Genomic DNA, 17,246 nt, shown 5'->3' with positions numbered 1-17,246 from the left:
AGCCTCCGTCAACGCTTGCGCGTCCCCTTCTTCTTCACGGGGACGTGCTCCACCGACGACTCCGCGCCGGCGTCCTCCGCCGCTCCGTCCGCGCCGGCGCCGGTGCTGGCGTCGTCGCTGGGCGGGCCCGCAGGGCGCGCCGCAGCGCGTCCACGGGTGCGGGTGACGACCTTGGGCCGTGCCTCCTCCGAGACCGGCTCAGGGGCGGTCTCGACGGCGGCGGGAGTGGGGTCGGCGGTGACGACGATCGCCGTCGAGGTCGCGGTGGTGATGGCCGTACGACGCGACGCACCGCGCCGCGTACGCGTGACGACCTTGGGGGCGGCGTCGGCGGTCGGATCGGCCGCCTCGACCGTCTCCGGTTCGGCCACCTTCTCAGGAGCACGCTCGACCGGCTTCTCGGGAGCCTCGGAGCTCTGGGACAGCCCCACCTCGGGTGCCTTCACCTCGGCAGGAGCCTGTTCCGTGGACTGGGCAGCCTCGTCGGCGGCAGTGGCCTCCTCGTGGCGCGCCATGGCGGCGACGTCCTTCGGTGAGGGCGCCCCGGCCGCGGCCGGCTGGCGGTCACGGTCACGGTCGCGGCCTCGGCTGCGTCCGGACTGCTTCTCCTGGCCGTCCTGCTTCTCCGGACGCTGGTCGGACTGCTTCTCCGACTGCTTGTCGGACTGCTGCTTGTCGGACTGCTGCTTGTCGGAGGACTGGTCGCCCTGCTTCTCGGAATGCTTGTCGTTGTCGCGGCCCCGGCCCCGGCGACCGCGGCCACGGCGGCCCTCGTCGTCGGAGGAGCTGCCGCCGGACTTCGACTCGATCGGGTGCGCGTGCGTCACGACGCCGCGGCCGTTGCAGTGCTCGCAGTCGGTCGAGAACGACTCCAGCAGGCCCGTGCCGATGCGCTTGCGCGTCATCTGGACGAGGCCGAGCGACGTGACCTCGGCGACCTGGTGCCGGGTCCGGTCACGGCCCAGGCACTCGACGAGGCGGCGCACCACCAGGTCACGGTTGGACTCGAGGACCATGTCGATGAAGTCGACGACGATGATGCCGCCGATGTCGCGCAGCCGGAGCTGGCGGACGATCTCCTCGGCGGCCTCGAGGTTGTTCTTGGTCACCGTCTCCTCGAGGTTGCCCCCGGAGCCGGTGAACTTGCCGGTGTTGACGTCGACGACGGTCATCGCCTCGGTGCGGTCGATGACCAGCGAGCCACCCGAGGGGAGCCAGACCTTGCGGTCGAGGCCCTTCGCGATCTGCTCGTCGATGCGGTACGTCGCGAAGACGTCGCCCTGGATCGCCGAGGCGGCGTCTGCCGGGGCGTACTTCTCGACGCGGTCGGCGAGGTCGGGAGCGACGTGCTCGACGTAGGAGGAGACGGTCTCCCAGGCGTCGTCACCCTCGATGACGAGCTTGGAGAAGTCCTCGGTGAAGAGGTCGCGGACGACCTTCAGCGTCAGGTCGGGCTCTCCGTAGAGCAGCTGCGGCGCGTTGCCGCGGGCCTTGGACTCGATGTCCTCCCAGCGGGCCTTGAGCCGCTCGACGTCGCGGGTCAGCTCCTCCTCGCTGGCACCCTCGGCAGCCGTACGCACGATGACGCCGGCGCTGTCCGGGACGATCTCCTTGAGCAGCGTCTTGAGACGGTTGCGCTCGGTGTCGGGGAGCTTGCGGGAGATGCCCGAGGTGGTGCCGTCCGGCACGTAGACCAGGAAGCGACCGGCCAGGGAGACCTGGCTGGTGAGGCGGGCGCCCTTGTGGCCGATCGGGTCCTTGGTGACCTGCACCAGGACGGGCTGTCCCGGGCTGAGCACGGACTCGATCTTGCGCGCCTGGCCGTCCTTGTGGCCGAGGGCCGACCAGTTGACCTCACCGGCGTAGAGCACCGCGTTGCGGCCCTTGCCGATGTCGATGAAGGCGGCCTCCATCGAGGGAAGCACGTTCTGCACGCGGCCCAGGTAGACGTTGCCGATCAGCGACGTCTGCGCCTCGCGGGCGACGTAGTGCTCGACGAGGACCTTGTCCTCGAGGACGGCGATCTGGGTGAGGTCCTTCTTCTGGCGGATCACCATGACGCGATCGACGGCCTCGCGCCGGGCCAGGAACTCGGCCTCGCTCACGATCGGGGCGCGACGGCGACCGGCCTCGCGGCCCTCGCGGCGCCGCTGCTTCTTCGCCTCGAGGCGGGTGGAGCCGGCCAGCGCGGTGATCTGGTCCTCGCCGGTGCGCGAGGAACGGACCCGGGTGACGGTGTTCTCCGGGTCGTCGCTGGAGCCGGAGTCGGAGTCGCCCGAGCGGCGGCGACGGCGACGGCGGCGCGAGCTCGAGGAGCCGCCCTCGTCATCGGAGTCGTCGGAGTCGGACTTGTCGTCGGCGGACTTGTCGCCGCTCTCGTCGGAGCTGCTGTCACCCTCGGCGTCGGACTCGTCGCCGTTGTCGTCACCGTTCTCGGCGGAGGAGTCGCCCGACTTGCGGCGACGACGGCCACCGCGGCGACGGCGACGGCGGCTCGGGGTGCCCTCGCCGTCCTCGTCGCCGTTGTCGTCGGACTCGTCACCGGCCTCGGCGGAGTCAGCAGCCTCGGCAGCCTCGTCGGCCGCCTCGGCCGTCTCGGCCCCAGCGGCCTCGGCGCCGACCTCGCGGGCAGCAGCCTCGTCGGTCTCCTCCTCGGCGACCTCCTCGGTCACCTCCGGCGCGACCTCGACGGCCTTGACGGCGCGCTTGCGGGTGCGCTTGGCGGCCGCCTTCTTCGCCGGCTCGGGAGCCTGGAAGAGGGGCAGGGTGTCGCTGGCCCCCTCGGCGGCGTCGGCGGCGGGCGCGGCGTCCGCCTCAGCAGCGGGCGCAGCAGCGTCAGGGGCGACCTGGGCAGCAGCGGCCTTCTTGGCCGGAGCCTTCTTGGCGGTCTTCTTCGCGGCGGTGCGCTTGGCGGCAGCCTTCTTGGCCGGCTTCTCGGCAGGCGCTTCGGCGGCCGCGTCAGCCTCGGGCGCAGCGGCGGCGGGCTGGTCGTCGACGGGGAGCGCGCTCTCGGCGGGGGCAGCGACCTCGGCAGGTGCGGCGACCTTCTTGGCCGGGGCCTTGCGGGTGCGCTTCGCGACGGCCTTCTTGGCGGGCGCGGCCTCGGCGGTCTCGCCGGCAGCAGGAGCCTCGGCAGCGGGCTCGGCAGTGGGCTCGGCTGCGGCAGCCTCGGGCGCCTCGGTCGTCTCGGCGGCGGGAGCCGCCGCCTTCTTGGTGGTGCGCTTGGCGGCGGCCTTCTTGGCCGGAGCCTTCTTCGCGGCTGCCCGCTTCGCGGGGGCCTTCTTCGCCGCCGGGGCCTGCGGCTCCTCCGCCGAGGCGGGGGTAGTGACGTTCTCGTCAGCGGGAGTGGTGTCGTCGAGCACGTGAGCTCCTCGACCGGTGCCTGGCACCGGGGTGTAGGACGCCGGGCCCCGAGTGTCCAGGAGCCTGACGCAAAGCCTGTAGGTGGCGGCGACCCCTCCGCTGCTGCGTCGCGGGAAGCGTGTCGGTCACCTGCCGCGGTCGCGGGGCCCTCGCCCACCCGGTCTCCCAGGAGGTACGCGGGGGGCCTCTGTCACCGACTCCCCGGGCCGCGTCGCGGTCTGGTGACGACCTTCATCCCACGTGCCGAGCTGGACGGACCAGCACGGCGAGAACGTCGTCGGGTCACACCCTGTGACGGGTGCCGCACGGTGCGACCGCCGTCATTCTCGCACACGGCCGCGCAAACGTCCCTATGACGCAGGCGTCAGCGGGTCGCGCACCGTGCCGGTCGCACGCTCCAGGGGGCCCTGGGCGACCCGGGTCAGCAGCGGCACGATCCCGGTCGGGAACTCCCCCACCGAGGCCAGCGCGGTCAGCACGTCGTCGGGGCGCACGGCCGGGACCACGTGCTCGATGACGACGTCGAGCACCGTGACGTCGCCCGAGGTCTGCGCCTCGAGGGAGAGCACGGCGGCGCGGGCGTCGAACTCGCGCAGGCCCTTCTTCGTCATCCGCTCCACGGTCACCGTCTCCGCGGCCAGGAAGGCCTCCACGAGACCGTTGAGGTCACCGGCGCCGGGCAGCGTGATGCGCCAGCGGCTGGCCTGCAGGAGATCGGCCAGCGAGCCGCCGGGCGACTCCACGACCTCGAGCACGTCGAGGCCGTCGGGCAGCGACTCGTCGAGCATGCGGTGCACCTCGGCCGGGTCGAGCACCTGCGCCAGGCCGATCTCCAGGTACTCCGCCTCGGACGCCGATCCGGTCGGCGCGGCCCCGGCGTACGAGATGCGCGGGTGCGGGTTGAATCCCGAGGAGTACGCCATGGGCAGGCGTGCGCGGAAGATCGCCCGCTCGAAGGCACGCGAGAAGTCGCGGTGGCTGGTGAAGCGCAGACGTCCCCGCTTGGCGTAGCGGACGCGAAGTCGCTGGACGGGCGGGGCCTGCTGCTCGGGCTGCGTACGTGGCACGGCCACACGGTAGCCCGGCCGGGCCGCCATCTCCGATTTCGTCGGGCGGGGGTGGGCGGGACGAGAATGAATCAGGTGTCCCCCCGCAACCGCACACTCGTCCTCCTCGGTCTGGTCCTCCTGGCCCTCAACCTGAGACCCGCGGCGGTGAGCGTCGGACCGGTCCTCGCGGAGGTGCGTGCGGGCCTCGACCTCTCGCCCCCACGGCCGGCCTGCTGACCTCGTTGCCGGTGCTCGCCTTCGCGCTCGTCGGCGCCGCGGCGCCCTGGCTGGCGCGCACGGTGGGACTGCACCGGGTGCTCTTCCTCTCCCTGGTCTCCGTCGTCGCCGGGCTCACCCTGCGCGCACTCACCGGTGACCAGGTGCTCTTCCTGCTCTTCACCCTGCTCGCGGTCTCGGGCATGGCCTGCGCCAACGTGCTGACGCCCTCGCTGGTCAAGCTGCACTTCCCGCGGCGGATCGGCACCGCGACCGCGCTCTACACGACCGCGATGGCGGTCGGGCTCACCCTCGCCTTCACCGCCACCGTGCCGGTCTCCGACGCCCTCGGCAGCTGGCGCTGGGGGCTGGGGCTGTGGGCCGTGCTGGCTGCACTCGCCGCCCTGCCGTGGATCAGCCTGATGGTTCACGACCGGCGACCCGAGGAGCGCGCGGCCACGATCACGTTCGGCCAGGTCGCGCGTACGCCGCTGGGCTGGGCCCTCGCCGGCTTCTTCGGCGTGCAGTCCGCACTCGCGTACACGATGTTCGGCTGGTTCGCGCAGCTGTGGCGCGACAACGGCTACTCCGCGACCGAGGCGGGCCTCTTCGTCGGCGTCATCGCCGCGGTCGGCATCCCGCTCAGCCTGGTGCTGCCGACACTGGTCGGCCGGGTCCACGACCAGCGCCCGCTGATGCTCGCGGTGATGGCCTGCTACCCGGTCGCCTTCGTCGGGCTGCTGGTGCTCCCGGAGCGGGTGGCGCCACTGTGGGCAGCCCTGAGCGGCGTCGGAGCGATGACCTTCCCGCTGATCCTGGTGCTGATCAGCCTGCGCGCGCGGACGCCCGAGGGCACCGCTGCACTGTCAGGCTTCGCGCAGTCGGTCGGCTACCTGATCGCGGCGCCCGGCCCGTTCGTGGTCGGGCTGGTGCACGGCGCGACCGACGGCTGGACCTGGCCGCTGGTGCTGATGCTCGGCCTGCTGGTGCCGCTCGTGGCCCTGGGCATGTACGTCGGTCGCCCGATGCGCCTCGAGGACCAGATCGCCGCTCGGGCCGCGAGGGCTGCCCGCGCGGCCTGAGCCCGGGTCGTACGTCAGTCCTTGACGCTGCGCTGCAGCAGAGTGAAGGCGCCGAAGAGCGCGGCGATCACGACCAGCACCACCGGGAACATCGGGATGTCGAGCTGCGCCGCACCCCAGACCACTCCCCCGATCGCCAGCGCGATCAGCACGAAGACGCCTGCGGTGGCGAAGCCCGCGGCGGCGCTCGGCCCCTCGCCGGAGGAACGGAACGCCTCCTCGATGCCGGGACGCTCCCCCTTCTGCGGAGGCGTCGGGCGGCCCTTGGGCTCCTCGTCCTTGCGTGCCATCGTCGCCCTCAGACCACGCTCAGCGGCAGGAGCCGCTGGCCGGTCGGGCCGATCTGGATCTCGGTGTTCATCTCCGGGCACACGCCGCAGTCGTAGCAGGGGGTCCAGCGGCAGTCCTCGACCTCGATGTCCTGGCCCTCGGCCGCGGCGAGCGCGTCCTCCCAGTCACCCCACAGCCAGTCCTTGTCGAGACCTGAGTCGAGGTGGTCCCAAGGCAGGACCTCGTCGTAGGAACGCTCACGGGTGGTGAACCAGTCGACATCGACGCCGGTGCCGGCGAAGGCCTTCTCGGCGGACGTCATCCAACGGTCGTACGAGAAGTGCTCGCTCCAGCCGTCGAACCGACCACCGTCGCGCCACACCTCCTCGATCACGCGACCGACGCGACGGTCACCGCGGGAGAGCAGTCCCTCGACGATGCCGGGCTTGCCGTCGTGGTAGCGGAAACCGATCGCGCGACCGTACTTCTTGTCCTCGCGGACGACGTCGCGCAGCTTGCGCAGGCGCTCGTCGGTGGTCTCGTGGTCGAGCTGGGCCGCCCACTGGAAGGGGGTGTGCGGCTTCGGCACGAAGCCACCGATGGAGACGGTGCACCGCACGTCGTTGCGGCCCGACGCCTCGCGGCCCTTCTGGATGACCCGCTTGGCGAGGTCGGCGACCTGGAGGACGTCCTCGTCGGTCTCGGTGGGCAGGCCCACCATGAAGTAGAGCTTCACCTGGCGCCAGCCGTGGCTGTACGCCGTGGCGACCGTGCGGATCAGGTCCTCCTCGTCGACCATCTTGTTGATGACCTTGCGCATCCGGTCGCTGCCGCCCTCGGGCGCGAAGGTGAGGCCGGAGCGACGACCGTTGCGGGAGAACTCGTTGGCCAGCGTGATGTTGAAGGCGTCGACGCGGGTCGAGGGCAGCGACAGCGAGACGTTGCTGCCCTCGTAGCGGTCGGCCAGGTCGGTGGCGAGGTCACCGATCTCGGTGTGGTCGGCCGACGACAGCGACAGCAGGCCGACCTCCTCGAAGCCCGACTTGCGGATGCCGTTCTCGACCATCGCGCCGATCGTGGTGAGCGAGCGCTCGCGCACCGGACGGGTGATCATGCCGGCCTGGCAGAAGCGGCAGCCGCGGGTGCAGCCACGGAAGATCTCGACGCTGAAGCGCTCGTGGACGGTCTCGGCCAGCGGCACCAGGGGGTTGGCCGGGTAGGGCCAGGCGTCCAGGTCCATCAGGGTGTGCTTCTTCACCCGGAAGGGGATCCCGGGGCGGTTCGGCACGATCGCCTCGATGGAGCCGTCGGCGGCGTAGGTGACGTCGTAGAACTTCGGCACGTAGACGCCGCCGCTGACGGCGAGGCGACGCAGCACCTCGTCGCGGCCGCCGGGGCGACCCTCGACCTTCCACTCGCGGACGACCTCGGAGATCTGGAGCACGACCTCCTCGCCGTCACCCAGGACGGCCGCGTCGATGAAGTCGGCGATCGGCTCGGGGTTGAAGGCCGCGTGGCCACCGGCGATCACGATCGGCTCGTCGTCGCCACGGTCGACGGCGTGCAGGGCGATGCCCGCCAGGTCGAGGGCGTTGAGCATGTTGGTGTAGCCGAGCTCGGTGGAGAAGCTCAGGCCGAAGAGGTCGAAGGCGCGCACCAGGCGGTGGCTGTCGACGGTGAACTGGCCGATGCCGTCCTCGCGCATCACGGCCTCCATGTCGGGCCACACCGCGTAGGTGCGCTCGGCGACGATCCAGTCGCGCTCGTTGAGCACCTCGTACAGGATCTGCACGCCCTGGTTGGGCAGGCCCACCTCGTACGCGTCCGGGTACATGAGCGCCCACCGCACGGTCGCGCCGGCCTCACCGGCGTCACCGCAGCTCCAGTCCTTGGTGACGGAGTTGAGCTCGCCACCCACGTACTGGATCGGCTTCGAGACCGACGGCAGGCGCGGCTCGAGAAGGTGGAAGACCGACACTGCGTCAGCAGCGGGGTCGGAGGCGGGAGACATGCGGGACCTCACCGGTCGGGATCAGGACGGTCAACAAGGGTACGCCGAAACTCCAGTTGGACCGCAGCCGAGAGCCGATGCCCCTAGAGTGTGGGCAGTTTCGTGGGGGGTCGGGCGTCTGCCCGGGGAGAGGGACACCGTGGCGGCGGCAACGACGGTCGAGCGACCGGACAAGTGGTACTGGGTCCTGTGGGGGATCGCTGCCGCTGTGCTGTGCCTGTCCGTCTACGGCGCCGAGGCGACCGGCGAGGTCGGCCAGATGCCCCACGTCTGGCTCTTCTCGACCGTCGCCTTCACCTGGATCACCCTCGACTGGAACGCCCCCGGCCTGCTCCCACGGCCCACCCGACGCTTCGCCCTGACCGTCGCAACGCTCGCGGTCATGGCCGCCGCGACCGCACTGTCCATGGACGCGTCGGCCTCGGACACCGCCCGCAGCGTCGTGGCCGTCCCGCTCCAGGCCTTCCTGATGGCCTTCCTCTACCGCTGGGGCCGCCACGTCCTGCGCTCCCCCGCCCACCCCCACCTGACGGGGGTGACGGCCTGGCGCAACGCGTGGGTCCGCAACTGGGCCCCCACCTCGGCCCGCGACCTGGGCCTGCTGGCCGTCGGGGCCCTGGTCAGCGGAGCGGTCGGGCTGGTGATCGGCGCCGCGCCGGGCCTCCACCTGGGCCACGTCTCGACCAGCGTGGCGCTGCAGTGGATGGCCCACGTCTTCGTCGTCACCAGCGTCGGCGGCGCCACGACGCTCATCACGTTCGGGACCTGGTCCCCGGCCACCCTGCGTGAGCCGTGGCTGCGCATCCTGGCCGTCTGGCTCCTCTCGGTCGGGCTGTTGTGGTGGGTGTACTCCACCGGCGCGTCAACATGGCCTGGCTGGCGGTGCTCCCCGTCGTCTACGTGGCGCTCACCCACGGGCCCTGGGTGACGAACACCTTCGGACTCCTGATCGGGCTGGTGAGCATCCTCTTCTCACCGTCGCTGAACACGATCGAGAACGCCGACAGCCCGGTGCCGCTGGGCACCGTGATGGACCTGGTGGTCTCCACCTTCATCCTGGTCGCCCTCCTGGTCGCCCAGCTCAGCCAGCGGCGCGAGCAGCTGGTCGAGGACCTCGAGCGCGAGCGCGGCCGAGCCAGACGACGGCTGGAGATCCTGCAGAACGTCTTCGAGTCGATGCACGACGGCGTCATCCTGGTCGACCGGCACCTCGACATACGCATGTACAACGGCGCCGCGGTCACCCTCCTGGGACGCTCGTTCCCGGCCAGCCCCCCGGAGAGCTGGACGTCGTGGTTCGGCCTCACCCGGCTGGATGGCTCCAGCCTCAGCGACCAGGAGCTGATCGAGGCCGCCTACATCAACCTCGGCGTCGACGACGGGTCACGGCTCCTGCGCCAGACCGTCACCCGGGTCAGCGCCGACCCCGAGGACGGCTGGATGCTCTTCCTCACCGACATCACCGAGCACCACGCCCGCCTGCAGGAGCTGAGCGGCTTCGCCGGCCTGGTGGCGCACGACCTGCGCTCGCCGCTGACCAGCCTGGAGGGCTGGCTCGAGATGGCCGAGGAGGCGCTCAGCAGCCGTGACCCCGAGGAGGCCGGCGCGTTGCTGGTCAGGGCCCGCGCGAGCAACCGCCGGATGCGTGAGGTGATCTCGGACTGGCTCGACTACACGGTCGTCCGCGAGGGGGCCCTCTTCCTGGAGGCCTTCCCCCTGGCCACGCCCGTGCGCGCCGTGGTCGCGCACGCGAGCGAGACCGGCCCCCACGTCTTCACCGTCGACACCCCGCACCACGTCCGCGCCGACCTGGGACTGGTGCGACAGCTCCTGGCCAACCTGATCGGCAACGCCTCCAAGTTCGTACGCCCGGGCGCGACGCCGACGATCACCGTGCGGTCGGTGCCCGACCAACGGGGCTGGGTCCGCGTGGAGGTCAGCGACGAGGGCATCGGCCTGCCCGTGGGCGAGGAGGACCGCATCTTCGACGACTACCACCGTGCCTCGGGGGCGGCCCAGGACAAGGAGGGCTACGGCATGGGGCTGGCGGCCTGCCGCCGGATCGTCGAGCGGCACGGCGGACAGATCTCCGCCTGCACCAACGAGCGCGGAGGCGCGACCTTCGCGTTCACCCTGCCGGCGGCCCAGTGGCCAGCCGACTCCTCGACCCCCGAGTGACCCCCCGTAAGTTTCTCCCCATGACAACCTCCACCGTCCGCGGAAAGTTCCGCTGGACGGTGGCGGTCCCGCCACTGGCTCTGCTCCTGCTGGTGGCCACCTGGGCCAACCACGAGCACTGGGCCGTCCTGGTCGCCATCGCCCTCACCCTCGTCGGCGCGGTGATGGCCTCGGTGCACCACGCCGAGGTCGTCGCGCACAAGGTCGGTGAGCCGTTCGGCTCCCTGATCCTGGCCGTCGCGGTGACGGTGATCGAGGTCGGGCTGATCGTCATGCTCATGGTCTCCGGCGGCGACGGGGCGAGCACCTACGCCCGGGACACCGTCTTCGCGGCCCTGATGATCACCCTCAACGGCATCGTCGGCATCTCACTGCTCGTCGGGGCCACCAAGCACCACCTGGTCAGCTTCAACGCCTCGGGCACGGGGGCAGCCCTGGCCACCGTGATCACCCTGGCCGGGATGACGCTGGTGCTGCCGAGCTTCACCGAGTCGGGCCACGTGCGTGAGTTCTCGACCTCCCAGCTGGCCTTCGCCGCCGTGGTCTCGCTGGTCCTCTACGTCGTCTTCGTCTTCACCCAGACGGTGCGCCACCGCGACTTCTTCGTGCCGGTGAGCAGCGACGAGTTCGGCCGGGTGACCGGCCTGCTCGACCTCGACGGCGACGACCACGCCGACCCGCCCACCTCCACCGAGACGTGGACCAGCGTCGGCCTGCTGCTGGTCGCCCTGGTCAGCGTGATCGGCCTGGCCAAGCTGCTCTCCCCCACGATCGAGAGCGGCGTCTCCTCGCTGGGGCTGCCCTACACGGTGGTCGGTGTCGTGATCGCCCTGGTGGTCCTCGCCCCCGAGACGATCTCCGCGGTGCGCAACGCGTCACGCGACCGCGTGCAGAACAGCCTCAACCTGGGCTACGGCTCGGCGATGGCCTCCATCGGACTCACCATCCCGACCATCGCCGTGGCCATGGTCTGGCTCGACGGCGGCCTCGAACTGGGGCTGCTGCCGATGCAGATGGTGCTGCTGGCGCTCACGATGATGGTCTCGGTGCTGACCGTGGGGCAGGGCCGGGCGAAGCCGCTGCACGGCGTCGTGCACCTGACCCTGCTGGCTGCCTTCGTCTTCGTGTCGATGGTGCCCTGACCCCGACGCCCGGGCCCGGCAGTGAGCTCGGCGCGGGGCTCAGCGCAGGGCGTACGACCGGGTCGACAGCGTCGCGCCCGGCATCCCGGCGCTGGAGCGCAGGTGGATGTTCTGCAGCAGGCCGACCGCGAGCATGCCCGCGAAGATCGACGAACCGCCGTAGGAGACGAACGGCAGCGGCACGCCGGTCACGGGCATGATGCCCAGGCACATGCCGATGTTCTGGAAGGCCTGGAAGCCGAACCAGCAGGCGATCCCCGCCGCCGCGACCCGACCGAACATGTCGTCGGTGGCGAACGAGATCGACAGCGCCCGCCAGATCACCAGACAGGTCAGGGCGATGACCGCCCCGGCACCCAGCAGGCCCAGCTCCTCGCCGACGGCGGTGAAGATGAAGTCGGTGTGCTGCTCCGGCACGAAGCCGGCCTGGGTCTGCGAGCCCTCGAAGAGGCCCTGGCCCCACAGACCACCGTTGCCGACCGCGATGCGGGCCTGCTCGGTGTTGTAGCCCGCACCCAACGGGTCGAGGCCCGGATCGGTGAAGGCCATGAAGCGGTCGACCTGGTAGGGCTTCAGCACCCCCAGAGTCACCGCGGCGGTGGCCGCCGCGACGCCGCCGAGGACCAGCCCGCCGAGCCACCGGCGCGGGGCGCCCGAGACCGCCAGCACGCCGAAGACGGTCGCGCTGAGCACGAGCATCGTGCCGAGGTCGGGCTGCAGCAGGATCAGGGCCGCGGGGATGCCGGCGATGAGCAGCATGCCGAACACCTCGGGGGTGCCGACCTGACGCCGCCAGTTGCCCTCGGTGCGCTCGGCGACCAGCAGCGCCATCCCGATGACGACCGCCAGCTTGGCGAACTCCGACGGCTGGATCGACATGCCGGCCACCCGCAGCCACGACTGCGAGCCGTTGGCCTCCGAGCCGATGAGGAGCACCAGGACGAGGCCGACGATCGCGCCCAGGTAGACGACCGGGGCGAGGATGCGGACCCACCGGTGGTCGGTGGCCATGACGAGCACCATGAGCACCCCGCCGATGGCGAGGTTGACCAGCTGCTTGCGCAGGTACGCCGTGGAGTCGCCGCCGGTGAGTGCCTCACGCGAGGAGGTGGTCGACCAGATCACCAGGGTGCCGATGACCAGCAGACCGAGCACGGCGGCCATCAGCAGCCAGTCGAAGCCGGGGCCACGCAAGCCGGTGCGGCGAGGGACCTGGTTCATCACTGCGCCCCTCCCGCAGTGCCGGCACCCTGGCCGGCCTTCGCGCCGGCCTTCTTGCCCGCCTTCTTCTTGGGGTTGTCGGTCATCGGGCCGACGGGCGGCAGGATCGAGCCGTCCTCCGCGAAGGTCGGGAGCTCGGTGGGGGCCGTGGTGCCGGGGATCGCGGCGCGGCGCGGGACGACGCGGTCGCCCTCGACGCCGTACAGGGTCTCCCAGATCTTGCGCACCGAGTCACCGGTGGAGCCCGAGCCGGTGCCGCCCTGGCTGATCATCATGATGACGACGTAGTCCTTGGTGTAGCTGGCCACCCACCCGGTCGACTGCTTGCCGTAGACCTCGGCGGAGCCGGTCTTGGCGCGGATCGGGACCTGGTCGAGCGGGAAGCCGCCGAGCTTCCAGCTCATCGTGCCGACGCTGGCGACGCCCTTGAGCGCGTCGTCGATGAAGGCGAGCTGGGCCTTGGTCGACTTCACCTTGCCGGCCTTCTTCGGCTTGATCTGCTGGATGACCTCGCCCTCGGGCGTCACGATCGCCTTGCCCACCCGGGGCTGCCACAGCGTGCCGCCGTTGGAGAGGGCGGCGTAGCCGACGGCGAGCTGGAGCGGCGTCACCATGGTGTCGCCCTGCCCGATGGAGAAGTTGACGGCGTCGCCGGCGCGGTAGGCGTAGCCCTCGACGCAGAACTCACGCGCGAACTTGTACAGGAACGCCGAGGTGTCGGCCGTCTGCGGCTTTTTGGCGATGCCGCAGTAGTAGCTCTTCTGCGAGTCGTAGTAGGCACGCTTCCACGCCCGGTCGGCGATCCGGCCCGACGCCTCGCCCGGCAGGTCGATGCCCGTCTCGGAGCCGAAGCCCCACTCCTGGGCGCCCTCCACCAGCGGGTCACGCGCGTCTACGTCGTCGACGTCGGAGCCGAACTTCTTCCAGTAGTTGTGCCCGATCGCGTAGAAGAAGGTGTTGCAGGAGACCTCGAGCGCCTTGGCGAAGCCGATGGTGCCGTAGGTGCCCGACTCGAAGTTCTTGAAGGGGCGGTTGCCCACTTGGTAGCTGGCCCCGCACGGGAGGCGGGTGTCGGCGCTGTAGCCGTTGCGCAGCGCCGCCGCGGTCATGAAGGGCTTCCAGGTCGAGCCCGGCGCGAACTGGCCCTGGGTGACCCGCGAGAGCAGCGGGGTGCCGGCCTTCTCGGAGTAGAGGCGCGCCAGCTCCTTGTCGGTGATGCCGTCGACCCAGACCTCGGGGTCGTACGTCGGCTGGCTGGCCATCGCGACCACCCGTCCGGTCTTCGCCTCCAGCACCACCGCGGCGCCGGAGTCGGCCGCGAACTTGCGGCCCGTGACCTTGTCGACGGTGGCGCGCTGGGTGGCGATCGAGCGGGCCAGCTCCTTCTCGACCGTCGCCTGCACCTTGGCGTCGATGGAGGTGACCAGCGTGTCGCCCGGCGTGCTGGCGATCTCGCTGTCGTCGCCCAGGACGCGGCCCATCGAGTCGACCGAGACGCGCCGGTAGCCGGGCATGCCGCGCAACCACTCGTCGTACTGCCGCTCCACGCCGGCACGGCCGACGACCGAGGCACCGTTGAGCGAGCGGTCGTCCGCCTCGGAGGCCGAGTCGAACTCCTCCTCGGTGATCGGGCTGAGGTAGCCGAGCACGTGGGCCAGGTTGACGCCGAAGGGCGAGGGGTAGGAGCGCACGTTCTGCTGCTCGACGACGACGCCCGGGTAGTCCTCGGGCTGCTCGAGGATGCGCAGCGCGACCGCCTGGTCGACGTCGGTGGCCACCGGGACGGCCTGGAAGGGCGAGCCGTTCCAGCAGACACCCGACTCGGCGCCGCTCGAGCCGCAGTCGAGGAGTCGCCGCTCGACCTTGGCCGGTCGCTGGTCGACCGCAGTGGCGACCCGGGCCACGAGCTTGTCGCGCTCGTCCTCCTCCAGCTTGCGCAGCACGGAGCGGTCGATCGAGACGACCCAGCTCAGCCGGTTGGCGACCAGGGGACGGCCCATGTCGTCGACGACCAGTCCGCGTTGCGGCTGCACGACGATGTCGCGCACCGACTGGTCGGCCGCCTTGGCGCGGTAGTCGTCGCCGCCGACGACCTGGAGGTAGTAGAGGCGGGCGAAGAGGGTGAGGAAGAGCGTGAGCACGAGGGCGCGCAGCACCAGCAGGCGCAGCCGGCTCCGCTCAGCCCCGGTGACCGCCATCAGACCCCGACCCGCTCCGCGCCGGCGGGCGCGCCACGACGCAGGACCTTCATGGCCAGCGGCAGCACGATCGGGGTCAGCAGCAGGTCCCACAGGACGGCGACCGATCACGCCGAGCATCTCGCCCACGCCGACCACCGGGTCACGCAGGACCAGGCCGGTCAGCGCGAAGACCGAGGTGCCGATGAAGGAGGAGGCGGCGACCGTGCCCAGCACGGCGAGCGTGCCGGGGCGGGTGTCCTGGCGCACGCGCGCCGCCACCCAGGCCACGACGACCAAGGCGAGCGCCCACCGGCCGGCGAAGTGGTCGGCCGGGCCGACCAGGTCCATCAGCACGCCGCCGGTGAAGCCCAGCACCAGCGCGAACTGCGGGCTGCGGGAGAGGGCCGCGGCGACCACGACGAGCAGCACCAGGTTGGGCACGACGCCGTTCCATGCCAGGTGCGGGAAGAGGGAGGTCTGGAGCCCGAGGGCCACCACGACGAGGAGCAGGCCGACGAGGCCGCGTACGAGGCTCATCCGATGCTCCCGTCGACGCGGACCAGCGCGCGGTCGCTCGAGGTGTCGGGCGGCACGACCACGCCGACCACGTCGAGGGCGGTGAAGTCGACGAAGGGCTCGATGACGGCGCGGCGGCTCTGCTCGCGCACGCTCTCGAAGACGTCGGTGACGGTGCCGACCGGGACGCCGGGGACGTAGGGCCCGACGCCGTCGCTGCCCCAGCTCAGGACGGTGTCGCCCTGCGCCGGCACCAGGCTCTGGTCGAGGAGCTCGAGGTCGAGGCGGCCCTCACGGCCGAGCACGCCACGGCCCTTGAGGAAGCCGATCTCCTTGCTCTGGCCGATGCGCCCACCGACCACCGACTCGGGGTCGAGGATGAGCAGGACGGTGGCGGTGCGCCGGGTCGCGCGGAGCACGCGGCCGACCAGGCCCTCGTCGTTGACGACGGTCATGTCGGGGCGTACGCCGGCGGCGGTGCCCGCGTTGATCGTCACCGTGCGGCTGAACGACTGCGCCGGCTCGTAGCCGATGACCCGGGCCGGTACGAGCGCACGGCCGAGGTCGGCAGCGGCTGCGGTCAGCCCCTCGAACTCGACCAGGGTCTGCACGTCGAGGTCGCTGGTGGCGACCTCCTCACGGAGGGCGGAGTTCTCGGCCTCGAGACGCTCGACCTCCTTGCGCAGCGAGTCCTTCGACCGGAACCAGGTCGGCACGGTGGTGAACGGGCGTACGGCGACCGAGGTCACGGCCTCGACGGGCGCGAAGACCTCGCTGACCACGGCCCGCACCGGCTCCACGGGCGAGGAGTCGCCGGTCTGCTGGTCGAGCACCATCAGGGTGATCGAGGCCAGGACCAGGGCGATCAGGGTCGAGCGGGGCGGCTGGCGGTCGTCGAGCCCGCGCCAGCGCTTCTCCGGAAGTCGCAGTCCCATCAGATTCGCTGCTCCCTCAGAACCGTCGCGGGTCGGAGACGAGCACCTGCTGGAGCGCCTCGAACTCCTCGACGCAGCGGCCGGCGCCGAAGACGACGGCCTCCAGGGGTGCTCGGCGAGGTGGACGGGCATGCCGGTCTCGTGGCGCAGGCGCTCGTCGAGGCCGCGGAGCAGGGCGCCGCCCCCGGTGAGCACGATGCCGCGGTCCATGATGTCGCCGGCCAGTTCGGGCGGGGTCTGGTCGAGGGTCATCCGGACGGCGTCGACGATGTCGTGGATCTGCTCCTCGAGGGCGTGGCGCACCTCGACGGTGGAGACGGTGACCGTGCGCGGCAGGCCGGAGACCATGTCGCGGCCGCGGATCTCGGCCTCGGGCTCCTGCGGCAGCGGGAAGGCAGAGCCGAGGGTCATCTTGACCTCCTCGGCGGTGCGCTCCCCCAGCATCAGGGAGTACTCCTTCTTCATCCACGCCATGATCGCCTGGTCGAGGTCGTCGCCGGCGGTGCGGACGCTGAGGCTGGTGACGATGCCGCCGAGCGAGATGACGGCGACCTCGGTGGTGCCGCCGCCGACATCGACGACCATGTTGCCGGTCGCCTCGTGCACCGGCAGGCCCGCGCCGATCGCGGCAGCCATCGGCTCCTCGACGACGTAGACGCGACGGGCACCGGCGGAGTAGGCCGCCTCCTTCACCGCGCGCTGCTCGACGGCGGTGATGCCGCTGGGCACGCAGATGACCATGCGGGGCTTGGCGAAGTAGCGGCGACGGTGCACCTGCTGGATGAAGTAGCGCAGCATCTGCTCGGTCGCGTCGAAGTCGGCGATCACGCCGTCCTTGAGCGGGCGGATGGCGGTGATCGACTCGGGCGTGCGGCCGATCATCCGCTTGGCCTCGTGGCCCACGGCCAGGACCTCGCCGGTGGTGGTGTTCATCGCGACGACGCTGGGCTCGTCGAGGACGACGCCCTTGCCGCGGACGTAGACCAGCGTGTTGGCCGTTCCGAGGTCGACGGCCATGTCACGGCCGATGACACTGTTCGCCATGTGCGTGCCTTCGCTGGTCGATCCGGGGGAAGAAGCGTC

12 protein-coding genes are annotated in these 17,246 nt (G+C 71.3%); 5 read left to right on the top strand and 7 right to left on the bottom strand.

Translation table 11 applies throughout. From position 1 onward, the window contains the following. Positions 1 to 8: 8 nt before the first annotated feature. Together E2C04_RS05585 and E2C04_RS05580 are read right to left on the bottom strand one after the other, a co-directional pair. Positions 9 to 3,362 (bottom strand): Rne/Rng family ribonuclease, encoded by a 3,354-nt coding sequence (locus tag E2C04_RS05585; protein ID WP_202977916.1) that lies wholly within the window; start codon positions 3,360 to 3,362, stop codon positions 9 to 11. A 351-nt stretch (positions 3,363 to 3,713) separates the two neighbouring features. Next, entirely contained in the window at positions 3,714 to 4,460 is a 747-nt protein-coding gene (locus E2C04_RS05580) for a TIGR03936 family radical SAM-associated protein (protein ID WP_135831866.1), read from the bottom strand. 45 nt (positions 4,461 to 4,505) lie between these two features. Between E2C04_RS05580 and E2C04_RS19340 the strand changes: the two genes are divergently transcribed. Together E2C04_RS19340 and E2C04_RS05575 are read left to right on the top strand one after the other, a co-directional pair. Beyond that, positions 4,506 to 4,649, top strand: coding sequence for a hypothetical protein (locus E2C04_RS19340; protein WP_238694439.1), 144 nt, complete (start codon positions 4,506 to 4,508; stop codon positions 4,647 to 4,649). An 11-nt stretch (positions 4,650 to 4,660) separates the two neighbouring features. Next, positions 4,661 to 5,710: an MFS transporter gene (locus E2C04_RS05575; RefSeq protein WP_238694438.1), complete on the top strand. Its 1,050-nt coding sequence runs from the start codon at positions 4,661 to 4,663 to the stop codon at positions 5,708 to 5,710. 14 nt (positions 5,711 to 5,724) lie between these two features. Here the strand turns inward: E2C04_RS05575 and E2C04_RS05570 are convergent, their stop codons facing one another. Both E2C04_RS05570 and E2C04_RS05565 read right to left on the bottom strand, forming a co-directional pair. Then, positions 5,725 to 6,000, bottom strand: a complete 276-nt coding sequence (locus E2C04_RS05570; protein ID WP_135831865.1) for a hypothetical protein — start codon at positions 5,998 to 6,000, stop codon at positions 5,725 to 5,727. Between the two features lie 8 nt (positions 6,001 to 6,008). Further along, on the bottom strand, positions 6,009 to 7,991 hold the full coding sequence (locus E2C04_RS05565) for a TIGR03960 family B12-binding radical SAM protein (protein WP_135831864.1): 1,983 nt from the start codon (positions 7,989 to 7,991) through the stop codon (positions 6,009 to 6,011). Positions 7,992 to 8,130: 139 nt separating this feature from the next. Between E2C04_RS05565 and E2C04_RS05560 the strand changes: the two genes are divergently transcribed. Genes E2C04_RS05560 through E2C04_RS05550 form a run of 3 tightly spaced genes read left to right on the top strand, consistent with a single transcriptional unit; the run spans position 8,131 to position 11,311 of the window. After that, entirely contained in the window at positions 8,131 to 8,919 is a 789-nt protein-coding gene (locus E2C04_RS05560) for a hypothetical protein (RefSeq protein WP_135831863.1), read from the top strand. Beyond that, positions 8,832 to 10,169 carry an ATP-binding protein gene (locus E2C04_RS05555; protein ID WP_145965132.1) on the top strand — a complete coding sequence of 446 codons (1,338 nt, stop codon included), beginning with the start codon at positions 8,832 to 8,834 and terminating at the stop codon, positions 10,167 to 10,169. Before E2C04_RS05560 ends, E2C04_RS05555 begins: the two co-directional genes overlap by 88 nt. A gap of 20 nt (positions 10,170 to 10,189) precedes the next feature. Then, on the top strand, positions 10,190 to 11,311 hold the full coding sequence (locus tag E2C04_RS05550; RefSeq protein WP_135831861.1) for a calcium:cation antiporter: 1,122 nt from the start codon (positions 10,190 to 10,192) through the stop codon (positions 11,309 to 11,311). A gap of 39 nt (positions 11,312 to 11,350) precedes the next feature. On the opposite strand, the gene rodA is transcribed toward E2C04_RS05550, so the two are convergent. The 3 genes from rodA to mreB are packed head-to-tail and all read right to left on the bottom strand — an operon-like array spanning position 11,351 to position 17,207. Continuing rightward, on the bottom strand, positions 11,351 to 12,532 hold the full coding sequence (rodA, locus tag E2C04_RS05545) for a rod shape-determining protein RodA (protein WP_135831860.1): 1,182 nt from the start codon (positions 12,530 to 12,532) through the stop codon (positions 11,351 to 11,353). Then, a complete protein-coding gene (mrdA, locus tag E2C04_RS05540) occupies positions 12,532 to 15,249 on the bottom strand; it encodes a penicillin-binding protein 2 (RefSeq protein WP_135831859.1) in 2,718 nt (905 codons plus the stop codon). The genes rodA and mrdA overlap by 1 nt, the downstream gene beginning before the upstream one ends. After that, a complete protein-coding gene (gene mreB, locus E2C04_RS22255) occupies positions 15,246 to 17,207 on the bottom strand; it encodes a rod shape-determining protein MreB (RefSeq protein ID WP_477529300.1) in 1,962 nt (653 codons plus the stop codon). Before mreB ends, mrdA begins: the two co-directional genes overlap by 4 nt. Positions 17,208 to 17,246: the final 39 nt, after the last annotated feature.

Origin of the sequence: Nocardioides daphniae, from assembly GCF_004777465.1 — a bacterium.
In the GTDB taxonomy this organism is placed as follows: domain Bacteria; phylum Actinomycetota; class Actinomycetes; order Propionibacteriales; family Nocardioidaceae; genus Nocardioides; species Nocardioides daphniae.
Note: the sequence above shows the minus strand (reverse complement) of the source record. Positions and strands in the feature narration are given on the sequence as shown.

Coding starts and splice junctions, on each gene's coding strand:
- E2C04_RS05580 (WP_135831866.1), bottom strand. CDS start 4,460: ATGGCGGCCCGGCCGGGCTACCGTGTGGCCGTGCCACGTACGCAGCCC.
- E2C04_RS05570 (WP_135831865.1), bottom strand. CDS start 6,000: ATGGCACGCAAGGACGAGGAGCCCAAGGGCCGCCCGACGCCTCCGCAG.
- E2C04_RS05565 (WP_135831864.1), bottom strand. CDS start 7,991: ATGTCTCCCGCCTCCGACCCCGCTGCTGACGCAGTGTCGGTCTTCCAC.
- E2C04_RS05550 (WP_135831861.1), top strand. CDS start 10,190: ATGACAACCTCCACCGTCCGCGGAAAGTTCCGCTGGACGGTGGCGGTC.
- rodA (WP_135831860.1), bottom strand. CDS start 12,532: ATGAACCAGGTCCCTCGCCGCACCGGCTTGCGTGGCCCCGGCTTCGAC.
- mrdA (WP_135831859.1), bottom strand. CDS start 15,249: ATGAGCCTCGTACGCGGCCTCGTCGGCCTGCTCCTCGTCGTGGTGGCC.
- mreB (WP_477529300.1), bottom strand. CDS start 17,207: ATGGCGAACAGTGTCATCGGCCGTGACATGGCCGTCGACCTCGGAACG.